Below are 23,071 nucleotides of genomic sequence, written 5' to 3'. Positions count from 1 at the left end.
ACTCAGTTCCCCTTGCTCAGGCTGGTGTGTTCGCCATCGTCATGATCGTCGTCAGCAGCAGACAGCGGTCGCGCTGGCGTACGGTGCTGGCCAGGCCCACCCTTGATGGTTTCTTTACCCTCGCCGGTTTTCGGCCCTTTGCGCACCAAGCGCATCATGTAGCCCAGGCCCGCACCGAACAGAGCGAAATAAACCACTACGAACATCACCAGCGTCACGCCCAATTGGGTGTAGCTGTGATTGGAAACACCATCGGCAGTACGCATCACGCCATACACCACCCAGGGCTGACGCCCGACTTCGGTGGTGAACCAGCCAGCGAGGATTGCGATCAAGCCAGACGGCCCCATCCACAAGGTCAGGTAAAGGAAAGGACGGGAGCTGTAGAGCTTGTCGCGCATACGCAGCCATACGCTCCACAAGCCGACCAGGATCATCAGCATGCCCAGGCCGACCATGATCCGGAACGACCAGAACACTACGGTGGAGTTAGGCCGGTCTTCCTTCGGGAACTCCTTCATCGCCGGAACTTGCTTGTCCAAGCTGTGCGTCAGGATCAAGCTGCCCAGGGCCGGAATTTCCAGTTTGTAACGGGTGGTCTCGGCTTCCATGTCGGGAATGCCGAACAGGATCAGAGGGGTCGGCTCGTCACCGACATTCTCCCAGTGGCCTTCAATCGCCGCGATTTTCACCGGTTGGTGCTTGAGGGTGTTCAAGCCGTGGAAGTCACCGATCACCGCCTGGATTGGCGCCACGATCAGGGCCATCCACATGGCCATCGAGAGCATTTTACGAATCGCCGGGTTGTCACGCCCACGCAGCAAATGCCAGGCCGCCGATGCGCCAACGAAGAACGCTGTGGCAACGAATGCGGCAGTGGCCATGTGCAGCAGACGGTACGGGAACGACGGGTTGAAAATCACCGCGAACCAGTCCACCGGAACCACCACGCCATTGACGATCTCGTAGCCTTGCGGAGTCTGCATCCAGCTGTTGGAAGCGAGAATCCAGAAGGTCGAAATGATCGTACCGATGGCCACCATGACGGTCGCGAAGAAGTGCAGGCCACGGCCTACGCGGTTCCAGCCAAACAGCATGACGCCGAGGAAACCGGCTTCAAGGAAGAAGGCCGTCAGTACTTCATAAGTGAGCAGCGGTCCGGTGATGGAACCGGCAAAATCGGAGAACTTGCTCCAGTTGGTACCGAACTGATACGCCATGACCAAACCGGAGACCACACCCATGCCGAAGTTGACGGCAAAGATTTTCGACCAGAAATGGTAAAGGTCACGGTAGACGCTGTTGTTGGTTTTGAGCCACAACCCCTCAAGCACAGCCAGGTAACTTGCCAGGCCAATGGTGATGGCTGGAAACAGGATGTGAAAGGACACGGTAAATGCAAACTGGATTCGGGCGAGATCTAGAGCCTCTAATCCGAACATAGTGCTTCCTCTGTCAGGTAATCCGGCGTCAGGCGATGCACCTTGGCGCCAACTGCCCCCACGGTAGTTCAGTGCGGCTAGTTGGAGTTGTTCTAAAACTTCACAACGCAGGGAATTCGGCCCTGAGGCCCAACCGTTGCAAATGAAACTATTGATCCAGATCAACGGCTGCCAGAAAAGGATAGTCCTGAAAGGCCTGCGAGGTTGTGTGGTTGATTGCCGCAGATCAGTTACGCTGTTTTTTTGCGCCCCAGAATGGTGCATGCGTACGCGTCACCCGGACACTCCGCAACCTGTTGTTACAAACAAGTGGTAATCTGCACCGCTGTTTCCTCGCCAAGGCTCTGCACTGCTGATGTCAGACCATCCGCCCCTGCTTTTGCGCCACCACCGTCCTTTTCTCGCTTTCTGGCTGGCGCGCGTCTGTACCGCCAGCGGATTCCAGATGCTCACCGTTGCCATCGGCTGGCACCTGTATCAACTGACCGGCAATGTCCTCGATCTGGGCCTGGTCGGCCTGGTGGAGTTCGCCCCACGGGTGTTGTTCATGCTGCATACCGGGCATGTTGCCGACCGCTACGACCGGCGTCGTGTCGCCGCGCTCTGCCAGAGTGCCCAGGCACTGATCGCCCTGGCGCTGGTGATCGCCAGCAGCACCGGCAATGTCAGCCGCGAGATGATCTTCATCCTCGCTTTTCTGCTCGGCAGCACCCGTTCCTTCGAAATGCCCGCCACCCAGGCGCTACTGCCTAACGTTGTACCATCGGCGTTGTTCCCGCGTGCCGTGGCGGCCTCGGCGTCGGCCATGCAAGCCGCCACCATCGTTGCACCGGCAGTGGGTGGCTTTCTTTATGCGTTCGGCAGTGTGTGGGTGTACGGCCCGACCGTTGCGCTGTACGTGACTGCCTGCCTGTTGACCTTGAGCCTCACTGTAAAGCCACAAGCGCCGCGAAACGGTCGCGCCAGCCTGGAATCGCTGCTGGCCGGCATACGTTTTATCCGCAGCCGCCCGGACATCCTCGGGGCGATCTCGCTCGACCTGTTCGCGGTGCTGTTGGGTGGGGCCACCGCGCTGCTGCCGGTATTTGCCAAAGACATCCTGCTCACCGGCCCTTGGGGACTGGGGCTGCTGCGTTCGGCACCGGCGGTAGGTGCGCTGTTGATGTCGCTGTGGCTGGCGCGCTTTCCCGTTGAGCGCAATGTGGGCCGGGTGATGTTCACCGCTGTCGGTATTTTCGGCGTGGCCACCATCGCCTTCGGCCTTTCCACCTCGTTCTGGTTTTCCCTGGCAGTGCTGGCTGTGCTCGGCGCTGCCGACATGATCAGCATGGTGATTCGTGGTGCCTTCGTGCAGCTGGAAACGCCGGATGAAATGCGTGGCCGGGTCAGTGCAGTGAATGGCTTGTTCATCGGCGCCTCGAACCAACTGGGCGAGTTCGAGTCGGGGCTGACCGCGCATTGGTTCGGCACTGTGCCGGCGGTGGTGCTCGGTGGCGTCGGTACGCTGGTGGTGACCGGAGTGTGGATCAAGCTGTTTCCGAGCTTGGCAAACCGCGACCACCTGCACAGCCGCTGAAGCGGCTGTCTGTAGGAGCGGGCTTGCCCCGCGATGCGTTGTGACTGCCATTACTCAATCGCGGGGCAAGCCCGCTCCTACCGTGATCGTGCAACCGCAAGCTTGCTGGTATGATGCGCGGCTTTTTTCCGACTCGATCACATTCCACACGCTGTCCGGTACGGTCTGTGCTTTGCTGATGGGGTCGATACATTCACGGCGCCGGGGCGCGCCACTGGGAGCAGGCATGCTGGAAAGGCTGTTTCAACTAAAAGCGCACAACACCAATGTCCGCACCGAAATTCTCGCGGGCGTGACCACCTTCCTGGCCATGGCCTACATTCTGTTCGTCAACCCGAGCATTCTCGGCGAGACCGGCATGGACAAAGGCGCGCTGTTCGTTGCCACCTGTCTGGCAGCTGCTATCGGCTCGACCACCATGGGCCTGATCGCCAACTACCCGATCGCCCTGGCACCAGGCATGGGCCTGAACGCATTCTTCACCTACACCGTAGTCCTGCACATGGGCCACACCTGGCAAGTAGCGTTGGGAGCGGTATTCATCTCGGCGGTGTGCTTCTTCCTGCTGTCGATCTTTCGTATCCGTGAGTGGATCGTCAACAGCATCCCGCTGCCACTGCGCTCGGCCATCGCCGCCGGTATCGGTCTGTTTCTGGCGCTGATCGCCCTGCATAACGCCGGCATCGTCGTCGATAACTCTGCAACCCTGGTGGGCCTGGGTGACCTCAAGCAACCAGCACCGATCCTCGCCACCCTGGGCTTCTTCCTGATTGTCGCCCTGGAAGCGTTGAAAGTGCGTGGTGCCGTATTGATCGGCATTCTGGCGGTGACCGTTGCCTCGATTGGGTTGGGCTTCACCCCATTCAACGGCGTTGTCTCGATGCCACCTTCGCTGGCGCCGACCTTCCTGCAACTGGACATCCGCGGGGCACTGGATGTCGGCTTGGTCAGCGTAATCTTTGCCTTCCTGTTCGTTGACCTGTTCGACAACTCCGGCACCCTGATCGGTGTGGCCAAACGTGCCGGCCTGATGCGCAAAGACGGCCATATGCCAAAAATGGGCCGCGCCCTGATTGCCGACAGTACCGCTGCCATGGCCGGCTCCCTGCTGGGCACGTCGACCACCACCAGCTACATCGAATCGGCTGCCGGGGTGAGTGCGGGCGGGCGCACCGGCCTGACCGCCATCGTGGTCGCCATTCTGTTCCTGCTGGCACTGTTCTTCGCACCGCTGGCCGGTAGCGTGCCAGCCTTCGCCACCGCACCGGCGCTGTTGTTCGTCGCCGTGTTGATGGCCTCGGGCCTGGCTGAAATAAACTGGGACGACATCACCGAAGCGGCGCCTGTGGTGGTGACTGCCCTGGCCATGCCATTGACCTATTCGATCGCCAACGGCATCGCCTTCGGCTTCATTACCTGGACCGCGATCAAGCTGATCTCCGGCCGTGGCCGCGACCTGAACGCCGCGCTGGTGATCCTCTCGGTGCTGTTCGTTATCAAGCTGGGCTGGTTCAACGCATGAGTGCTGTTTTCGACCCTTCGACCTACACCCAGCAGCTCGACGCCAAGGTCGAGCGCCTGCGCGAGCTGCTGGCGCCTTTCGATGCCCCGGAGCCTGCGGTGTTCGATTCACCGCGCGAGCACTATCGCCTGCGCGCCGAGTTCCGCCTGTGGCGTGAGAACGAGCAGCGCTTCTATGCGATGTTCGCTCCCGGTGAGAAGCACACCCCGATTCTGATCGAAGACTTCCCAATTGCCAGCCTGCGCATCAACGAACTGATGCCGCAGCTCAAAGCTGCCTGGCAAGCCAGCTCGGCGCTGAGTTTCAAGCTGTTCCAGGTGGAGTTCCTCACCACCCTGGCAGGTGATGCGATGATCACCCTGTGCTACCACCGTCCACTCGACGAGCATTGGGAAGCGGCAGCGCAGCAACTGGCTCAGGACCTGGGCGTGAGCATCATTGGCCGCTCCAAAGGCAAACGTGTGGTGATCGGCCGCGATTATGCGGTTGAGGAACTGCAGATCGCCGGACGCACCTTCCGCTACCGCCAACCGGAAGGCGCCTTCACCCAACCTAACGGCGCGGTGAACCAGAAGATGCTCAATTGGGCCTATGAAGCCCTTGGCGAGCGCCAGGACGATCTGCTGGAGCTGTACTGCGGTAACGGTAACTTCACCCTGCCCCTGGCTACCCGAGTACGTAAGGTACTGGCCACGGAGATCAGCAAGACCTCGGTCAACGCCGCCCTGCACAACCTGGACGACAACGCTGTGGACAACGTGCGACTGGTACGTTTGTCGGCCGAAGAGCTGACGGAAGCGCTGAATGAAGTACGTCCGTTCCGTCGCCTGGAAGGTATTGACCTGAAGAGCTATGAGTTCGGTAGCGTGTTTGTCGATCCGCCACGTGCCGGCATGGACCCGGACACCTGCGAGTTGACCCGGCGCTTCGACAACATCCTGTACATCTCCTGCAACCCGGAAACACTGGCGGCAAACATTGCCCAGTTGCACGACACGCACCGCATCGAGCGTTGCGCGTTGTTTGACCAGTTTCCGTATACCCATCACATGGAAAGTGGAGTGCTGTTGGTTCGGCGCTGAGTGGGTGTTACCTCTTTCGCGGGGCAAGCCCGCTCCCACAGCAGGAACATTCTCCCTGTGGGAGGGGGCTACACCCGCGATCCTCTGCACATCAGCAGCGGCACCAACTGATCGGCATCGGTCAATGCGCCATGGTGCCCACGCCACTGGCTGGCATGCTTCTCCACCTGGCTGCGAATAATTCCCCCCTCCCCGGTCGGTACCACAATCAGGTCACCGATCCGCGCTTCGGCCTGACTCAGCATCACATCACCAAACAGCCCCTTGGCAATCGCCTGGGCTTTGGACAGCACCCGGTATTCATCACCTAAACGGTTTTGCCAGCGCTCGTGCACGCGGTCTTGCTGTGCAGGCACATACAGATGGCGCGCACGAATATCACCGGCAATGGCCCGTACGCCCTCCTGCAAAACCGGGTCGAGGTCAAAGTCATGGACCTGAGCGCTGTCCAGCGCCAGCATGCCATGGTCGGCGATCACCATCAGTTGCACAGACTCTGGCAGTTTGTCGGCAATCGCCCGAGCCAACTGATCCGCGATTTCCAGCTGTTTGATCCAGCCTTCAGAGCCAGGGCCGAACAAGTGCCCGGCAAAATCCAGATCGCCGAAATAGGCAAAGCAGAAAGCAGGCCCGCCACCCGCCAAGGCTGCGTTGACCAGCGCCGGGTAGGCGTCATACGCCGGCGCTGGAAGTATCTGCCCTGCTTTGTAGATCGCCTGACTGAACGCTGAATTGGCATAACGCCCAAGCATGACCGTGCTGACGGCAATCCCCTGTGCGCTGGCCAGGCTCCAGGCATCAGGTGGCACGATAAACGCGCCAGGTTCGGGGGCAGCACCTGCCTGCACTTCGGCGTGCAGCGCTTCAGTGGTCCAGGACAGTGGCGACAGCTCGGTCTGTTCATCCAGGGCAAAACTGCAACCGACAATGCCATGAGCACCGCTACCCAGCCCCGATGTCACCGAAGCCAGACTGCAGGCGGTGGTCGCCGGAAAGCCCACGCGAAAACACGCGTCAGGCTGCATCAATGAAGCGAGAAACGGCGCATGCCGGGCATGGGCCTGCAATAGATTCCATCCCAGGCCATCAATCAGCAGCAAGCAGGTCGCCTGCGAGCGATCGAGGTGGAAACTGTTGCGAAAGCCCCGGCCCCCCAAGCTGGCGAAGATCGATTGGGTCAGGTTGGCCAGGCCCGGCCAGGTTTCCCCCATCAACTGCTGATTGTTAAACGGCATTGCCATGTCTCCCTCCGTGGTCAGGTGCAAGCAACAGGTTTAGCACAGGCTGTGCGATCAACGCACACAAAAGCATTGATCGCGGGGGCCACCGATTGACCTAATTAACCATTCGGTACATTTTCAATGCACGTGTCTTCCCAAGAACAATAGTGGAGTTTCCCCATGAATCCGGCTCACCCTACAGGCATCCTCGCCGGCCTGATCGGTGCAGGTATCCAGGCCTCGCGAACCCCAGCGCTGCATGAGCACGAAGGCCATGCCCAGGGCCTGACGTACTTGTATCGGCTGATCGATCTGGATCAGTTGAAACTCGACAGCAGCGCCCTTGAGCAGTTGCTTACGGCTGCCGAGTCGATGGGTTTCACGGGGTTGAACATTACCTTCCCGTGCAAGCAAGTGATCTTGCCGCTGCTCGATGAACTGTCCGCCGAAGCGCGAGGCATTGGTGCCGTCAACACGGTGGTGCTCAAGGATGGCAAGCGCATCGGCCACAACACCGACTGCCTGGGTTTTGCCGAAGGCTTTCGCCGGGGGCTGAGCGATGTGCCACGCCGTCAGGTAGTACAGATGGGGGCCGGTGGCGCCGGTGCGGCAGTCGCCCATGCACTGCTGGCAGAAGGGGTTGAGAACTTGAGCATCTTCGATGTCGAGACGGCCCGCGCCCAAGCGCTTGTGGATAACCTCAATGCTCACTTCGACGGCGGTCGGGCTCGTGTCGGCCATGACCTGGAAAGCGCCATGGCCAAAGCCGACGGTCTGGTCAACAGCACACCGATGGGCATGGCCAAACTGCCGGGGATGCCGGTGCCCAAGGCGCTACTGCGAGCCGGTTTGTGGGTGGCGGAGATCGTCTATTTTCCACTGGAAACCGAGTTGCTGCGCGAAGCCCGCGCGCTGGGTTGCCGTACCCTGGATGGCTCGAACATGGCGGTGTTTCAGGCGGTGAAAGCGTTTGAGCTGTTCAGCGGGCGGGAGGCGGATGCTTCACGGATGCTTGAGCATTTCCATCAAATGGGGAGTTGAGTAGCATCGCGGGGCAAGCCCGCTCCTACCGTGGGAGCGGGCTTGCCCCGCGATTCAGGCTTGCAGGAAGCGCAGCACCGACTCGCAGATCATCTCGCGATGGCGCGCCTTCAGTTCTGCATCTTCGAAATTGACCTGAAAGATCTCACCAAAGGTGTTGCGGTTCGATACTCGATAGAAGCAGAACGAACTGATCAACAGGTGCACATCCAAGGCCTCCAGGCCTTGGCGGAAAACTCCCTCGGCGGCACCGCGGCGCAAAATTTCGTCCAGCGCGATGAGCACGGTTTTGTTCATCGAGCGAATCGCCGCAGAGCGCTTCACATACTCACCGTGGTGCATGTTTTCGTTGCAGACGATACGCACGAAATCGACGTTGCGGTCATGGTGATCGAAGGTGAACTCGATCAGTCGGCGAATCCCCTGGCGTGGTTCCAGCTCGGCTAGGTGCAAGCTGCTTTCGGTGTTGCGGATGTCGCCGTAAAGCTTTTCCAGCACCTCGACATACAACTGCTCCTTGCTGTTGAAGTAGTAGTAGATCATGCGCTTGGAAGTCTGGGTGCGCTCGGCAATAGCATCGACCCGGGCACCCGCCAGCCCTTGCTGGACGAATTCGCTGATTGCCGCCTGGAGAATGTTCTCGCGGGTCTTTTCCGGATTGTTTTTGCGCCCCTTGCGCGCCCCCGCTTCAGGGGTCGGGCAGAGTGCTGGAATAGTGGTCATACGGGACTCGTGGCCAACAGTTAACCCGGTGATTATGAGCCCCGGCGGATAAGGAAGAAAGCCTGCTGCCCCCTCCCCTATAAACGGGCTTGCACCGGTGAGCCTGCCCGCGCCTTGGCCATTGCCGCCAGGCGTACAGCGACGTTGGCGGCACCATAACCGCTGTAGCCGTTGCGCCGTTGCAAGACTTCGAAGAAAAACCGCTCCTCGAACGGTTCGGTGTACACGTGAAACAACTCACCGCCCTGTGCATCACGGTCATAGAGCACGTTGTAGTACGCCAGTTCGCTGAGGAACTCGTCATCGAAATCAAAACGTGCAGCCAGGTCATCGTAATAGTTGAGCGGGATGTCGAGTAACGCCACGCCCGCTTCCTTGGCCTGCTTCACAGCGCTGAAGATGTCGTCGCAGTCGAAGGCAATGTGGTGCACACCCGAGCCACGGTAGTGCGACAGCGCATGCGCAATTGCGGTGTTTCGGTTTTCCGAAATATTCAGCGGCAAACGGATCGAGCTGCAACGACTGCGCAACGCCCGGCTCTTCACCAGGCCATAGGGGTCGGGCAGCACCACCTCATCATCGGCGGTGAAGTCCAGCACGCTCTTGTAAAACAGTGCCCAGCTGTCGAGTCCATCGGCTGGCAAGGCCAGGGCCATGTGGTCAATGCGCTTGAGCCCCAGGCTGTTACCTGCGCTTTGCACCAGGCTGAAGTCGGTGTCGTAGATCGTCCGCCCCTCAGCGTCCTGATCCACCAGATAAATCAGGCTGCCATCCGGCGCCCGCACAGCCGCCAGCTCACGCTCGTTCGGCCCGACCAGGCCACGATAAGGCTGGCCCTGATAAGCCACCGCCCGTGCCAGCGCTTGGGCGCTGTCCTTGACCCGAATGGCTGTGGCGCACAGAGACGGGCCATGGCTCTCAAAAAAGTTGTGGGCAAACGAATAAGGCTCTGCATTGAGAATCAGGTTGATATCGCCTTGGCGCAGCAAACTGACACTCTTTGAGCGATGAGTGCCGACCCGGCTGAAGCCCAAACGCTCCAGCCAGTTGCCCAGCTTGGCGCCGAGCGCATCATCCACGGCAAACTCGAGAAACTCGATGCCATCGTAAACACTGGCTGCCGGTGGCGTAAACAACAGATCGCCAGGCAACTCAACTTGCTGTTCAAGACGTTGACGAGTCTTCTCTTCAAGGTACAGCAACGAGCGCAGACCATCGGCAGCGTTGGCCCGCGGTGGCGCGGCGCGGAATCCATCGTTGAAGATTTCCAGCGACAACGGCCCGCGATAACCACTGGCCAGAATCGGTGCGAGGAAGCCCGCCAGATCGAATTCGCCCTGCCCCGGGAAGCAGCGAAAATGTCGGCTCCACTCCAGCACATCCATAGCCAGCAGCGGTGCGTCGGCCATTTGCACAAAGAAGATCTTATCGCCCGGCACCTGAGCAATGGCGCTGGGGTCGCCCTTGAGCGAAAGGGTATGGAAACTGTCGAGAATCATCCCCAGGCTGGGATGATTCGCTGCCTGAACGATGTCCCAGACTTGCTGCCAGGTGTTCACGTGTCGACCCCAGGCCAACGCCTCATAACCGATGCGCAAATCGCGGGCTCCGGCCCGTTCGGCCAGCAGGCGCAAGTCGTCGACCAGTACCTGGTGCTCGCCCAGCGAATCAGCCGCCACATTGCTGCACACCAGCACCAGATCGGTGCCCAACTCCTGCATCAGGTCGAACTTGCGCTCGGCGCGGTCCAGGTTGCGTGCCAACCGGTCACGGCGACAGCCTTCGAAGTCACGAAACGGCTGAAACAAGGTAATTGCCAGGCCTAGGTCAGCGCAGCGCTGGCGAATTTCCCGCGGGCTGCCGGCGTAGTAGAGCAAGTCATTCTCGAAGATCTCGACGCCGTCGAAGCCTGCGGCAGCAATGGCTTCGAGTTTTTCAGGCAAGGTACCGCTCAAGGACACGGTGGCAATCGAACGCTGCATTTTTATGGCTCCGATGGGTAGGCAAAACCCGGATGCTGCGATTATTGGCGGTGTACACTTTTTGCTCAATCAAAAAGGTACTAACTGGTTAGTTTTGTGTTCGGTTATCGCCCAAAATAGCATTCTGTGAATTGACCCTTTTTTGACCACAGGCGCACCATTTCGACACCGGGCAGAAACCTTCGACACGCCAAAAGCGCTTCGACACCTGCCATTCAAACGACAGCCGAACACCCCGGCGTCCTTTGCGTTGCATTACCCATGCTTGACCCATAAACATAAAAATACGGGTACCCCTCCCATGATCCATTCGCACAGCACCCGCATAGCCCAACCGCTTGCCAGCACCCCGCATGCCGGTATCGGCGATAAAATCCGTGGCGCCATGGCGGTCGGCAAGACCCGTTGGGTCATGTTGGCCCTGGTGTTTTTCGCCACCACCCTGAACTACATCGACCGTGCCGCCCTGGGCGTCATGCAGCCGATTCTGGCCAAGGAAATGAGCTGGACGGCGATGGATTACGCCAACATCAACTTCTGGTTCCAGGTCGGCTATGCCATTGGCTTCGTCCTTCAGGGCCGGTTGATCGACCGCATCGGCGTCAAGCGGGTGTTCTTCTGCGCCGTGCTGCTCTGGAGCCTGGCGACCGGCGCCCATGGCCTGGCCACCTCGGCGGTGGGCTTTATGGTCTGTCGCTTCATTCTTGGCCTGACCGAAGCGGCCAACTACCCCGCGTGCGTCAAGACCACCCGCCTGTGGTTCCCGGCCGGCGAACGTGCCGTGGCCACCGGCATCTTCAACGCCGGCACCAACGTCGGAGCGATGTTTACGCCAATGCTGCTGCCATTGATCCTCACCGTCTGGGGCTGGCAGGCCGCGTTCATGGGCATGGCCGCACTGGGCCTGGTGTGGGTGCTGTTCTGGGGCTTGAAGTATTTCAACCCGGAAGATCATCCAACCGTCAGCAAGGAAGAATTGGCCTACGTGCAAAGCGAAGTGGAGCCTGAGCAGACCCGCGTACCGTTCTCACGCATCTTGCGCATGCGCGGCACCTGGGCCTTCGCCCTCGCGTACTCCATCACCGCGCCGGTGTTCTGGTTCTACCTGTACTGGCTGCCGCCGTTCCTCAACCAGCAATACAGCCTCGGCATCAGCGTCACCCAGATGGGTATTCCACTGATCGTTATCTATATCAGCGCCGACTTCGGTAGCGTCGGTGGTGGCATCCTGTCTTCGTTTCTGATTGGCCGCGGCATGGCACCGGTCAAGGCACGCCTGCTGTCGATGCTGATGTTTGCAATCACTATCATCGGTGTGATCTTTGCCGCAGGCGCCAGCAGCCTGTGGGTGGCGGTGCTGGCCATCTCTCTGGCAATCGCTGCACACCAAGCCTGGACTGCCAACATCTGGAGCCTGGTGATGGACTACACGCCCAAGCACATGATGAGTACGGTGTTCGGCTTTGGCGGCATGTGCGCTGCCATCGGTGGGATGTTCATGACTCAGTTGGTGGGCTACATCCTGACCACCACCAATAACAACTACACCCTGCTGTTCACCCTGATCCCGGCGACCTACTTCATCGCCCTGACCTGGATGTACCTGATGGCGCCACGCAAGGTGCCGAAAGTCGAGGGTTAAGGCTTCCGCTGTAACCAGGCAGCACCCAACCCGCTCAGACAGATCAATGCAATCCCCACCAGCCCGGCCAAGTCCGGGCTGTGTCCGAACAGCACCAGGCCAAGCAACCCGGCAAACACGATCTGACAGTAGCTGAACGGTGCCAGCATGGCCGGCGGCGCGTGGCGGAAGGCCTGGGTCAGAAACAGGTGTGCGGTCATTCCACAGGTGCCAAGCGCCACCGCCATCAATCCATGGATGAAACTCGGCGTCTGCCAGAACATCGGCACAATCGCGCTCATCACCAAGGTATTGAGTACTCCGGTAAAGAAATTGCTGGTGGTCGGACTATCGACACCACTGAGCTTGCGTGTCAGCAGTTGGTAGAAGCAGAAACACAATGCCGAACCAAACGGCAGCAGCACTGCAGGCGTGAACAGCGCGCCGCCTGGGTGAATGATCACAGTCACCCCGACGAAACTCACCAGCACCGCCACCCATTGCCCACGCGTGACTTTCTCCCCCAGCAGCGGCAGCGACAACGCCGTCACCAACAAGGGCGCGAGGAAGTTGACGGCGGTGGCTTCAGCAAGTGGGATGTACTGCAAGGCCGTGGTGAACAACAGGCTGGTACCCAACAGGCACAGGGCGCGCAAAGCCTGCAACCCTGGGCGACGCGTGCGCAGCACCCGCAACCCGGACTGTGGCAGAAAGATCGCCATCATCAGCAGGGTGTGTACCAAGTAACGGGCCCAGACCACCCAGAGTATCGGATAGAACCCGGCCAAGTACTTGGACAAAGCGTCGTGGCTGGCAAACAGGAACGTCGCCAGCACCACCAACAGAATGCCCCGCAATGGCTGGCTGGCATCGTTGAGCGCAGTAGAACGGGGCATGTAGTCGGCTCGCGGTCAGTGCTGCACAAGCAGCTGGTGGGTCTTTTCCAGGGCCATTTGTGCCCGTTGCAGGGCACTGATTCCTTGCTCATACAACTGCCGGGTAGGAATCTCCAGGCTCAGGGGTATTGAAGGCGGCAGGCTGCTCAGCAGCCCTGGCAAGTCACAATCACCGTCCCCCGGAAAACGCCGTTCATTGCGCGCCTGACGCAAGATCTCGGCCATGTCATCGGGCCGTGGCCCTGCCACGTCGCACAATTGAGCATAACGCAGGCGCGACGGTGCAACCTTGCGCAAGTCTTCCAGCGACGATGCCGAGCGGTCGAAATGGAAGGCATCGACCAACACACAGCCATTGTCACGCCCGGCCTGCTCGACAATACGCAAGGCTTGGCCGAGGTTCTTCGCATCGGTCCAGGGCATGAACTCAAGGTGCGGGTGCAAACCGTATTGCCCGGCCAGATCACACAGCGCGGCAAAGCGCTCGCTCAGGCGTTGCTCGTCTGGGTCATTGCCGGCCACCAGCAGCTCACTGGCACCGAACTCAGCGCCCACCGCCAGCAAGGCTTCAAAGTCAGCGACACAGGTGTCTGGTTTCAGCCGCAGGATTTCCACATCGAGCACTTTGATGCCGGTATCACGCAGGCGTGCAGCCGTTTGCCGGCGCAACCCGGCATCGGTCACCAACGGGAAATGATGTTCCTCTGGCGTGGCCGGCTCAAGGCGCAGGCCGACATGGCTGTAACCCGCACGAGCAGCGACTTCGACCATTTCCACGGGCGACAGCTCGAGCACTGTCAGGGCAGCGAGGGACATCACGCGTTGACTCATTGTTCGGATCTCTGAGAGTGGTGTCCGGTTATTTAGAACTAGGTTCCACTTTCAGCGCAAGCAAAAAAGAAAGCATCGCGGGGCAAGCCCGCTCCTACTGTGTTAGGTGAATAGTTCGGATGCGGGGCTTGCCGCCGACAACTCTGCAGCGGCGGCCAACAGGATCGGTGCAAGTTCATGCAGACGCGCCTCGCTCATGCGTGCGCTGGGCCCGGCAATACTCAGCACGCCTACCGCATGGCCATCCACCGGGTTACGCACCACAGCGGCCAGTGCCGAGGTGCCGACCGCCGAGCTTTCGATGACCCAGGCATACCCATGCTCACGCGCCAGGCGCAGGCGCTCGAGCAGTTCGGCATTGGAACGCGGCGCATTGGGGCCGAACGCCTCAGGCTCGGCGATACCCTGGCGCTCGACCAGCAGCAAGGCTTGGGCATCGCTCAGGCTCGACAGCCAGGCATGCCCGGAAGCGGTGTAGAACAACGGCGCATCGCGTCCCATGTCCGGGTCGTAACGCAGGCCTGAGCGAGCGCCCTGAGCCTTGGCAATCCAGGTCTGGCGGTCGCCATCGATCACCCCCAGGCGCACCAGTTCGCCGCTTTGCTGCGCCAAGCGATCAAGGATCGGCTGGACGATATCTGCACCACTGCTGCCCAGGTAACGGAACCCCATGGCCACCAGGCGCGTACTCAGGTGGTAGCGCTGGCTCTCAGGGTTTTGCCGTACATAGCCCAGCCGCATCAGCTCGGCGAGCATGCGGTGGGTAGCGCTCTTGGGGATGTCCAACTCTTCAGCCAGGGTCTGCATCGGCAGGCCACGGGGTTCGCTGGTGAGGCGTTCGAGAAGGCTGAACGCACGTTCGATCTGACTGCCGGCCATGGTCACGGTCCTTGAAAAGTGTGCCGATTCTAAAGAGCCACGAGCAAAGCGCAAAACACTGTCCGATCTTCGCCCACTTTATTGCTTGAGTGCTTGGATGATCAGCGCTTCGATCTTTAGAATTCGGAATCTAGTTCCAGAATATAACAAAACCATTGTTCGAGGAGAGGCTGCCCATGGCTATCGATTCCCCCACGTCGTCACGCGTGGATTGCGATGTACTGGTCATCGGTTCCGGTGCGGCCGGTTTGTCGGCGGCGGTGACTGCGGCATGGCATGGGCAGAAAGTCATCGTCGTGGAAAAGGATGCAGTGTTCGGTGGCGCCACGGCCTGGTCTGGTGGCTGGATGTGGGTGCCATGCAATCCCTTGGCACAGCGGGCCGGCATCATCGAGGATCGTTCACAGCCGCGCACTTACCTGCAACACGAATTGGGCGAACGCTTTGACGCCCCCCTGATCGATGCCTTCCTTGAGGCAGCGCCACGCATGGTGTCGTTCTTCGAGCGCCATACCGCCTTGCAGTTTTCCGATGGCAACGGCATCGCCGATATCCATGGGCGAACTCCGGGCGCCGGGACCGGTGGACGCTCGGTGATTGCCGCGCCCTATGACGCACGCAAAGACGCAAAGCTGCTCAAGCGCCTGCGCAAGACCATGCGCGAGACCTCGTTCATGGGAATGCCGATCATGGCTGGTAAAGACCTGACCGCGTTCCTCACCCTGACGCGCTCATGGCGCTCCTTGCTGCATGTGAGCAGACGGTTCTGCCGCCACCTGCTTGACCTGGCTCTGCACGGTCGGGCAATGCAGTTGGTGAACGGCGTGGCGTTGGTGGCGCGCCTGGCCAAATCAGCGCAAGACCTTGGCGTATTGCTGTGGGAGTCGGCACCGGCCAAGCGGTTGCTGCAGGAACAAGGCCGGGTCACCGGCGCTGTGGTCGAGAGTGCGCGTGGAACTGTCAGTATTTATGCACGCAAAGCCGTGGTTCTGGCTGCCGGTGGCTTTGCCAACGACATTGAGCGGCGCAAAGCGCTGTTCCCACGAACGCCTACCGGCCACGAACACTTGGCCCTACCGCCGCTGGGCGCCAATGGTGATGGCCTGCGTCTTGGAGAAAGTGCTGGCGGCCAGGTTGCGGACGATCTGCACAGCCCGGTGGCCTGGGCACCCGTCTCGCGGATTTCCCATCAAGACGGCAGCACCGGGCACTTCCCGCACATTATCGAGCGCGGTAAGCCCGGCATCATCGGGGTATTGGCCAACGGTAAACGCTTCGTCAACGAAGCCGATGGCTACTACGACTATGTCAGCGCCATGGTCGCCCAGGCGCCCGGCGAAAAGGTTGAATCCTGGTTGATCTGCAGCCACGCCTTTCAACGTCGCTATGGCCTTGGCATGTCCCGGCCGTTTCCGTTGCCCGTCCAGCCGTTCATACGCTCGGGCTACTTGAAGACCGGTCACACCATTGAAGCGTTGGCTACTGCATGTGGTATTGACCCGCAAGGATTGTCGGCCACGCTTGCCGAGTACAACCGACATGCTCGCAACGGTGAAGACCCACTGTTCGGACGCGGCTCCACCCTTTACAACCGTAAACAGGGTGATGCCCTGCATGGCCCGAACCCTTGCGTTGCGCCGATTGAGCAAGGGCCTTTCTATGCGGTGAAAGTCGAGCCCGGCTGTTTTGGTACCTTCGCCGGGCTCAAAACCAACGAACATGCTCAGGTTCTGGACAGCCAGCGCCAGCCCATCGGCGGCTTGTACGCGGTGGGTACTGACATGGCTAGCATCATGGGCGGGTTCTACCCGGCGGGCGGGATCAACCTGGGGCCAGCGGCGACTTTTGGCTACATCGCTGGGCGGCACATTGCCGGAGTAACCGAATACGAATGATCGCGGGGCAAGCCCGCTCCCACTGTGGGAGCGGGCTTGCCCCGCGACAAACTCAACCCCAATCAGAAGTCGAAGAACACCGTCTCACCTTCACCCTGAATACGGATATCAAAGCGATAGGCCAACTTACCGTCCACTTCACAGCGGGTCGCCACCAGGGTCTCGCGCCGCTGCGGCTGCTCGATCAGGTTGAGCACCGGGCACTGGGCATTGGCCTGAGCCTCGTCAGCGAAGTACAACCGTGTGTGCAGGTGAATGTTGATACCACGGGCAAACAGGCTGATGTTGATGTGCGGCGCCATTGGCACGCCCGCGGCATTACGCACGACGCCCGGCTTGATGGTGTGCAATGACCACTCACCAGCATCAAAAGTGGTGGCGGTACGGCCAAAGCTGTTGAAGGGCTGTTCCAGGTCGAAGTTACCGTGGTACTGGCCATTGTGGTCGGCTTGCCAGAACTCCAGGAACGAGTCCCGGACCAGGTGGCCGTTGCCGTCATAGACATTGCCGAACACCAGAATGTGCTCACCCGGTGCGTCCGCGCGGGCCATGCAATTCCAGATTTCCTGGTCGCGGGTCGGGTTGCCGGCAGCCTCCAGGGCCAGGCCGATGTGTACGTAGGGGCCTGCGGTCTGCGAAGGCGTTTCCGGCAGCAATTGAATAGGCATGGGCACCTCCTCAGCAGTTTTCGAAGTGAGTCTTGCGCTGACCGCGCAATACGATGTCGAAGCGGTACGCCAGGCAATCCATCGGGTTGGCGTTGCTCATGTCCAGACGTGCGATCAGGCTTTGCACCGCATCCGGGTTGGCAATCGATTTGACGATCGGGCACATAGGGATCAGTGGATCACCTTCGAAATACAGCTGAGTAATCAGTCGGGTCGCAATCGACGGGCCGCTGATCGACACATGCACATGCGCAGGGCGCCAGTCATTCGGACCATTGCGCCACGGGTACGGGCCCGGTTTGATGGTGCGGAAGCTGTAGTAACCTTCACTGTCGGTCAGGGCGCGGCCAACGCCACCGAAGTTCGGGTCCAGCGGCGCCAGGTAGCGGTCATTCTTGTGGCGGTAACGGCCACCGGCGTTGGCTTGCCAGATTTCCACCAGGGTATGCGGGATCGGCTTGCCGTACTGGTCGCACACACGACCGGCAATAATGATCCGCTCACCGATCGGCAACCCGCCGTGGTTGAAGTTGAGCAACAGGTCATGATCATGCTGGCCAAACTTCAGATGTGAGAAGTCCGGCCCTGTGCTTTCGCTGATCGACTGAGGAATGCTCACCAGCGCCTGACGCGGCGAACGGGCAATGGAAGTTTTGTAATCCGGCGTGAAGGCCTTCGGGTGCCAGTTACGATCACGGATAGCGAAGCGACTATTGTCTTGCACAGACATGCCGTTCTCCTGTCTTGGAATTATTGGAACACCTGAACGTGGCAGGCGAGCTTGCAGTTTCCGATATGTTGGCGCAGGAGAACATTGAAAATAGCCCCCGCACAGATAACCAAATGGTTATGAAAGCTGCAGTAGTCTGACGTAGTGACGCCCGGTGAACTAATCTTTGAGCTCATGTTTCCAAGCTCTGGAGAGCACTCATGCAATGGCGAAAAGGCAGGCGTAGCGACAATGTGGTCGATGCCCGTGGCGAGGGTGGTGGCGGCATGCGCTTCGGCGGTGGCAAAGGCCTGAGCATCGGGGCAATCCTGCTGATCGTCGGCATTGGCTGGATAACCGGACAAGACCCGTTGCAGATCCTCGGCCAATTGACCGGGCAGATGGGCCAGACCAGCGCGCCGGTCAGCACAGGCACCAGCAAAGCCCCCCCGGCCAACGATGAACAGTCCCAATTCGTTGCCTCAATCCTTGGCGATACCGAAGACACTTGGCGGGCGATCTTCGCTCAGGCTGGCCGTCAATACAAAGACCCGACCTTGATCCTGTTCAGCGGTCAGATCAACTCAGCCTGCGGCTTCGCCTCGTCGGCAGTGGGCCCCTTCTATTGCCCGGCCGACCAGAAGGTGTACCTGGACATGAGCTTCTTCCGCGAAATGGAGCAGCGTTTTGCCGCAGCGGGCGATTTCGCTCAGGCCTATGTGATTGCCCACGAAGTCGGTCACCATGTGCAGACCTTGCTAGGCGTATCAGCCAAGGTTCAGGCGGCGCGCCAGCGTGGCGAACGTATGGAGGGCGACAACGGCCTGCTGGTTCGCCAAGAGCTGCAAGCCGACTGTCTGGCGGGTGTCTGGGCCTACCAAGCGCAACAGCGCCTGAACTGGCTTGAGCCGGGCGATATCGAAGAAGCCCTGAACGCCGCCAATGCTATTGGCGATGACCGTCTGCAACAGCAAGGCCAGGGTCGTGTCGTCCCCGACTCGTTCACCCATGGCACCTCGCAACAGCGCGTTCGTTGGTTCAAAACCGGGTTCGCCAAAGGCGACATCAACCAGTGCGACACCTTCACTAGCCGCGCGTTGTAAACCCTCGCTTTTGATCCGTGGCAGCGCTCGCCGCTGCCGCGGAAATACCCGGAAACCTCCCTCGTAAATTTTTGCTGAAAAAGCGTTTCAGCTCCGCCGTAACTGGCCGATACACCTTGCTCAAAGCATCGGCTGGCCATCAAAAACAACAACCTTCCAGCGATATGGATCAAGAAGCACAACGTTCCTGGAGGGATTACATGAATAGATGGTTTGCCAATATCAGCCTTAACCTCAAACTCGGCTTAGGCTTCGGCCTGGTGCTGCTGCTCACCAGCCTGCTGGCCTTGACCAGCTGGAACAGCTTGGGTGGGCTGATTGATCGCAGTAACTGGATGAGCGACATCACCCAACTCAACAGCGACCTGGCCGAACTGCGTGTTACCCGCCTTCAGTACATGCTGACCAACGGCGATGATGCCGCTGCCGGTAATGTCCAGGTCAAACTGAATGCCTTCAGTGAACAGCAGCAAAAGCTGCTTAAAAGCTTCAAGAGCCCAGAGAACGTCAAGTTGCTCCAGGAACTGGGCCAGACCATCAGTGAGTACCAGATTTCGATCAACAAGATGCGCGCGGGCTACAAAAGCAGCCTTGCCGCGCGCGACTCGATGAACCTGGCCGCTGCACGCGCCATCGAACTGGTCGAGGCCATCAACCGCGACATCCTCGCCTTGCCCGAGTCCGATGCCAGCCGCCTGGATCAGTTCCGCACCATCACTCAGGCCAAGGAACAACTGTTCCAAGTGCGTTTGGCCGTACGCAGCTACATCGCGGATATCAGTAGCGAAACCGAACAAATGGCACTGCGTCAGCTCGATGCCGCCCTGGCCGAAATTGTCAGCCTGAACCGGCAGATGCCGGGCGAAGCGGCACGCATTCAACAGTTTGAAAGTGCCGTACTGGCCTACCGTGACGCGGTACGCCAGTTCCGCGATGCCACGGCCGAAGTTGCCGTAGCTCGCCAGGAAATGACTGTGCAAGGCGCGACTATCGTCAAGATCAGCAAGGCGCTGTACAGCCTCCAGATTGAACGCCGCGACAACGAAAGCGCCCAGGCCCGTACCCTGCAAATCACCGCTACCCTCCTGGCCTTGCTGGTCGGCGTGCTGGCAGCAGTAATCATCACCCGCCAGATTACTCGCCCGTTGCGCGAAACCCTCGCCGTGGTTGAGCGCATCGCCAGCGGTGACCTCACCCACAACATGCATATCACTCGTCGCGACGAACTGGGTGTGCTGCAGCAAGGTATTCAACGCATGGGCGCGACCCTGCGCGACCTGATCAGCGGTATCCGCGATGGCGTCACGCAGATCGCCAGCGCCGCCGAAGAGCTGTCTGCCGTCACCGAAGAAACCAGCGCCGGGGTCAACAGCCAGAAAGTCGAGACCGATCAAGTTGCCACCGCCATGCACGAAATGGCCGCGACCGTGCAAGAAGTTGCGCGCAATGCCGAGCATGCCTCCTCCGCCGCCACAGACGCGGATGCACAAGCGCGGGCCGGTGATCAGGTGGTTGCCGAGGCGATTGGCCAGATCGAACGTTTGGCCGGTGAAGTGCACCGTTCCACCGAAGCCATGGCCCTGCTGCAACAGGAAAGCCAGAAGATCGGAAGCGTCATGGACGTGATCAAATCGGTGGCCGAACAGACCAACCTGCTGGCCTTGAACGCCGCCATCGAGGCAGCCCGTGCCGGTGAAGCCGGGCGTGGCTTTGCGGTGGTGGCCGACGAAGTGCGCGGCCTGGCCCAACGCACGCAAAAATCGACCGAAGAGATTGAAGAGCTGGTCGCTGGCCTGCAAAGCGGGACCCAGCAGGTTGCCCATGTGATGCTCGGCAGCCGCAACCTGACCGACAGCAGTGTCGAGCTGACACGCAAAGCCGGGGCTTCGCTGGAAAGCATCACCCGCACAGTGTCGAACATCCAGTCGATGAACCAACAGATCGCTGCCGCTGCTGAACAGCAGAGCGCTGTGGCGGAGCAGATCAGCCGCAGCATCGTTAATGTTCGTGATGTTTCGGAGCAGACGGCGGCGGCCAGCGATGAAACGGCGGCCTCCAGCGTTGAGTTGGCGCGGTTGGGTAATCAGTTGCAGACGCTGGTCAGCCACTTCCGCGTTTAAAAGCATCGCGGGGCAAGCCCGCTCCTACAGACTTCGGTAGGAGCGGGCTTGCCCCGCGACAGATTCACCGCTTACTTAACGACTTGCCCAACTCCACGTCCGCGTGGGTCAGAAGCCGTCTCCAGCGCCGTACCGTTCACGCGAATGGCCTGGATATCGCCCATTTCCCAGCCCTGATCCTCAAGGGTGTAGCCCATCTTCTTCAGCTCATCAGCGACCTTGCCGGTCAGCGGCGCATAAGCGTCGAAGTAAATGGTGTCTTTAGGCAGCAACTGATGATGCACGCGCTGCGCCGCCACGGCTTTTTCCAGTGGCAGGTTGTAGTCGTACAGGCCGTTCAGCACCTGGAAAATCGAGGTGAAGATCCGCGAACCACCTGGAGTACCCAACACCAGAGTGACCTGACCATCGCGGGTCACCAGGGTCGGGGCCATGGACGACAGCATGCGCTTGCCTGGCTCGATGGCGTTGGCATCGCCCCCGACCACACCAAAGGCGTTAGCCACACCTGGCTTGGAACTGAAGTCGTCCATCTCGTCGTTGAGCAGGAAGCCCGCACCTTTAACCACTACACCGCTGCCGTAGTCCCAGTTCAAGGTATAGGTGTTGCTGACCGCGTTACCTTGCTTGTCAACGATAGAGAAGTGCGTGGTCTGGTGTGGTTCCAGGCCCGGGCGCACTTTTTCGGTTTCGGAGATCGCGTTCGGGTTGACCTCTTGCGCACGCTTGGCGATGTAGTCCTTGGCGATCAACTTATCCACCGGCACCTTGGAGAACGCCGGGTCACCCAGGTAGTCGGCACGGTCAGCGAACACACGTTTCTCGATTTCCGCCAGCAGGTGAATGTAGCGCGCCGAGTTCAGCTCAACACCCTTGAAGTCGGCCGCTCGGTTTTCCTTGATGCCCAGCAGCTGTGCCAGGGCAACTCCGCCCGAGCTTGGCAACGGTGCGGTATAGACCATGTTGCCGCGCCACTCGATGCCCATCGGCTCACGCCATACCGCTTTGTAATCCTTGAGGTCGTCTTTGCTGATCAGGCCTTTGTCAGCCTGCATCTGCGCAACCAGCAGGTCGGCGGTTTTACCTTGGTAGAACTCACTGACGCCCTTGTCGGCAATGCGCTCCAGAGTTTGCGCCAGCTCTGGCTGCTTGAAGGTCTCACCCACTTTCATGGTGCCGAAGTAGTCGTTGAAGTTGGTGCTGTCCTTGAACAGGCCCAAGGCATCTTCACGGTATTGGTACTGCTTGGCGGCAATCTTGAAGCCGTTTTTCGCGTAACCCACTGCCGGGGTGATCAGCTCAGCCCACGGCAACTTGCCGAACTTTTGATGCGCCTCCCACAAGCCCATCACCGTACCTGGGACACCCGCGGCGCGTGCACCGACCAAGCTCAGGTTTTCGATAATTTCGCCCTTTTCATCCAGGTACATATTGCGGCTGGCAGCTTTAGGCGCCACTTCACGGTAATCGAGGAAGTAAGGCTTGCCGTCCATGTACAAGGTCATGAACCCACCGCCACCAATGTTGCCGGCTTCAGGGTAGGTCACGGCCAAGGTGAAGGCAGTGGCGACTGCGGCGTCTACCGCGTTACCACCTTTCTTGAGGATTTCAGCGGCTACCTGTGCACCATATTGATCGGGTGCAGCCACCGCGCCACCGTCCAATGTCACGGCGTAAGCCGATGAGCTGGCGATAATCGCGGCACTCAGGGCCAGGGATCGGAACATCACAACGCGCATGAGAGCTTCCTTGGTGTTGTTT

The 23,071-nt window shown here is 59.9% G+C and carries 18 protein-coding genes; 8 read left to right on the top strand and 10 right to left on the bottom strand.

The genetic code is table 11. From position 1 onward, the window contains the following. Positions 1-2 precede the first annotated feature (2 nt). Positions 3-1,442 (bottom strand): cytochrome ubiquinol oxidase subunit I, encoded by a 1,440-nt coding sequence (locus tag E1573_RS15580; protein ID WP_133215233.1) that lies wholly within the window; start codon positions 1,440-1,442, stop codon positions 3-5. Positions 1,443-1,797: 355 nt separating this feature from the next. On the opposite strand from E1573_RS15580, the gene E1573_RS15575 reads away from it, so the two are divergent. The 3 genes from E1573_RS15575 to trmA all read left to right on the top strand — a co-directional run bounded on the left by E1573_RS15575 (position 1,798) and on the right by trmA (position 5,622). After that, entirely contained in the window at positions 1,798-3,018 is a 1,221-nt protein-coding gene (locus tag E1573_RS15575; RefSeq protein WP_133215231.1) for an MFS transporter, read from the top strand. A gap of 226 nt (positions 3,019-3,244) precedes the next feature. After that, the gene (locus E1573_RS15570; RefSeq protein WP_133215229.1) at positions 3,245-4,540 is read left to right on the top strand and encodes an NCS2 family permease; all 1,296 of its coding nucleotides are present in this window, start codon (positions 3,245-3,247) and stop codon (positions 4,538-4,540) included. Continuing rightward, on the top strand, positions 4,537-5,622 hold the full coding sequence (gene trmA / locus E1573_RS15565; protein WP_133215227.1) for a tRNA (uridine(54)-C5)-methyltransferase TrmA: 1,086 nt from the start codon (positions 4,537-4,539) through the stop codon (positions 5,620-5,622). Before E1573_RS15570 ends, trmA begins: the two co-directional genes overlap by 4 nt. A gap of 68 nt (positions 5,623-5,690) precedes the next feature. On the opposite strand, the gene E1573_RS15560 is transcribed toward trmA, so the two are convergent. After that, positions 5,691-6,863, bottom strand: coding sequence for an alkaline phosphatase family protein (locus tag E1573_RS15560; protein ID WP_133215225.1), 1,173 nt, complete (start codon positions 6,861-6,863; stop codon positions 5,691-5,693). Positions 6,864-7,022: 159 nt separating this feature from the next. Here E1573_RS15560 and E1573_RS15555 point away from each other — a divergent pair, with 159 nt between their 5' ends. Beyond that, entirely contained in the window at positions 7,023-7,883 is an 861-nt protein-coding gene (locus E1573_RS15555) for a shikimate dehydrogenase (protein WP_133215223.1), read from the top strand. 54 nt (positions 7,884-7,937) lie between these two features. Here the strand turns inward: E1573_RS15555 and E1573_RS15550 are convergent, their stop codons facing one another. Both E1573_RS15550 and quiC read right to left on the bottom strand, forming a co-directional pair. Next, on the bottom strand, positions 7,938-8,606 hold the full coding sequence (locus E1573_RS15550) for a TetR/AcrR family transcriptional regulator (RefSeq protein WP_133215221.1): 669 nt from the start codon (positions 8,604-8,606) through the stop codon (positions 7,938-7,940). Positions 8,607-8,683: 77 nt separating this feature from the next. Beyond that, positions 8,684-10,588: a 3-dehydroshikimate dehydratase QuiC gene (gene quiC, locus E1573_RS15545; RefSeq protein WP_133215219.1), complete on the bottom strand. Its 1,905-nt coding sequence runs from the start codon at positions 10,586-10,588 to the stop codon at positions 8,684-8,686. Positions 10,589-10,889: 301 nt separating this feature from the next. Here quiC and E1573_RS15540 point away from each other — a divergent pair, with 301 nt between their 5' ends. Then, positions 10,890-12,230, top strand: coding sequence for an MFS transporter (locus E1573_RS15540; protein ID WP_133215217.1), 1,341 nt, complete (start codon positions 10,890-10,892; stop codon positions 12,228-12,230). Here E1573_RS15540 and E1573_RS15535 read toward each other — a convergent pair. From E1573_RS15535 to E1573_RS15525, 3 genes are all read right to left on the bottom strand, one after another. Continuing rightward, positions 12,227-13,105 (bottom strand): DMT family transporter, encoded by an 879-nt coding sequence (locus E1573_RS15535; protein ID WP_133215215.1) that lies wholly within the window; start codon positions 13,103-13,105, stop codon positions 12,227-12,229. The two genes, E1573_RS15540 and E1573_RS15535, sit on opposite strands and share 4 nt — an antisense overlap. Positions 13,106-13,120: 15 nt before the next feature. Beyond that, entirely contained in the window at positions 13,121-13,936 is an 816-nt protein-coding gene (locus E1573_RS15530) for a sugar phosphate isomerase/epimerase (protein ID WP_133215213.1), read from the bottom strand. Positions 13,937-14,038: 102 nt separating this feature from the next. Then, a complete protein-coding gene (locus E1573_RS15525; RefSeq protein ID WP_133215211.1) occupies positions 14,039-14,815 on the bottom strand; it encodes an IclR family transcriptional regulator in 777 nt (258 codons plus the stop codon). Positions 14,816-14,991: 176 nt separating this feature from the next. On the opposite strand from E1573_RS15525, the gene E1573_RS15520 reads away from it, so the two are divergent. Further along, on the top strand, positions 14,992-16,710 hold the full coding sequence (locus E1573_RS15520; RefSeq protein ID WP_133215209.1) for an FAD-dependent oxidoreductase: 1,719 nt from the start codon (positions 14,992-14,994) through the stop codon (positions 16,708-16,710). A 62-nt stretch (positions 16,711-16,772) separates the two neighbouring features. Here E1573_RS15520 and pcaG read toward each other — a convergent pair whose 3' ends face one another. After that, a complete protein-coding gene (pcaG, locus tag E1573_RS15515) occupies positions 16,773-17,378 on the bottom strand; it encodes a protocatechuate 3,4-dioxygenase subunit alpha (RefSeq protein ID WP_133215207.1) in 606 nt (201 codons plus the stop codon). A 10-nt stretch (positions 17,379-17,388) separates the two neighbouring features. Next, positions 17,389-18,108 (bottom strand): protocatechuate 3,4-dioxygenase subunit beta, encoded by a 720-nt coding sequence (gene pcaH, locus E1573_RS15510; protein WP_133215205.1) that lies wholly within the window; start codon positions 18,106-18,108, stop codon positions 17,389-17,391. 200 nt (positions 18,109-18,308) lie between these two features. Here pcaH and E1573_RS15505 point away from each other — a divergent pair, with 200 nt between their 5' ends. After that, positions 18,309-19,190, top strand: a complete 882-nt coding sequence (locus E1573_RS15505) for a neutral zinc metallopeptidase (protein ID WP_133215203.1) — start codon at positions 18,309-18,311, stop codon at positions 19,188-19,190. Positions 19,191-19,390: 200 nt separating this feature from the next. Next, on the top strand, positions 19,391-21,310 hold the full coding sequence (locus tag E1573_RS15500; RefSeq protein WP_133215201.1) for a methyl-accepting chemotaxis protein: 1,920 nt from the start codon (positions 19,391-19,393) through the stop codon (positions 21,308-21,310). A gap of 71 nt (positions 21,311-21,381) precedes the next feature. On the opposite strand, the gene ggt is transcribed toward E1573_RS15500, so the two are convergent. Further along, positions 21,382-23,049 (bottom strand): gamma-glutamyltransferase, encoded by a 1,668-nt coding sequence (gene ggt, locus E1573_RS15495; RefSeq protein ID WP_133215199.1) that lies wholly within the window; start codon positions 23,047-23,049, stop codon positions 21,382-21,384. Between the last annotated feature and the right edge of the window lie 22 nt (positions 23,050-23,071).

Source organism: Pseudomonas sp. H9 (assembly GCF_004353925.1).
Taxonomy (GTDB): Bacteria; Pseudomonadota; Gammaproteobacteria; order Pseudomonadales; family Pseudomonadaceae; genus Aquipseudomonas.
The sequence above is the reverse complement of the archived record's forward strand: the minus strand, read 5'-3'. Positions and strand labels throughout refer to the sequence as shown.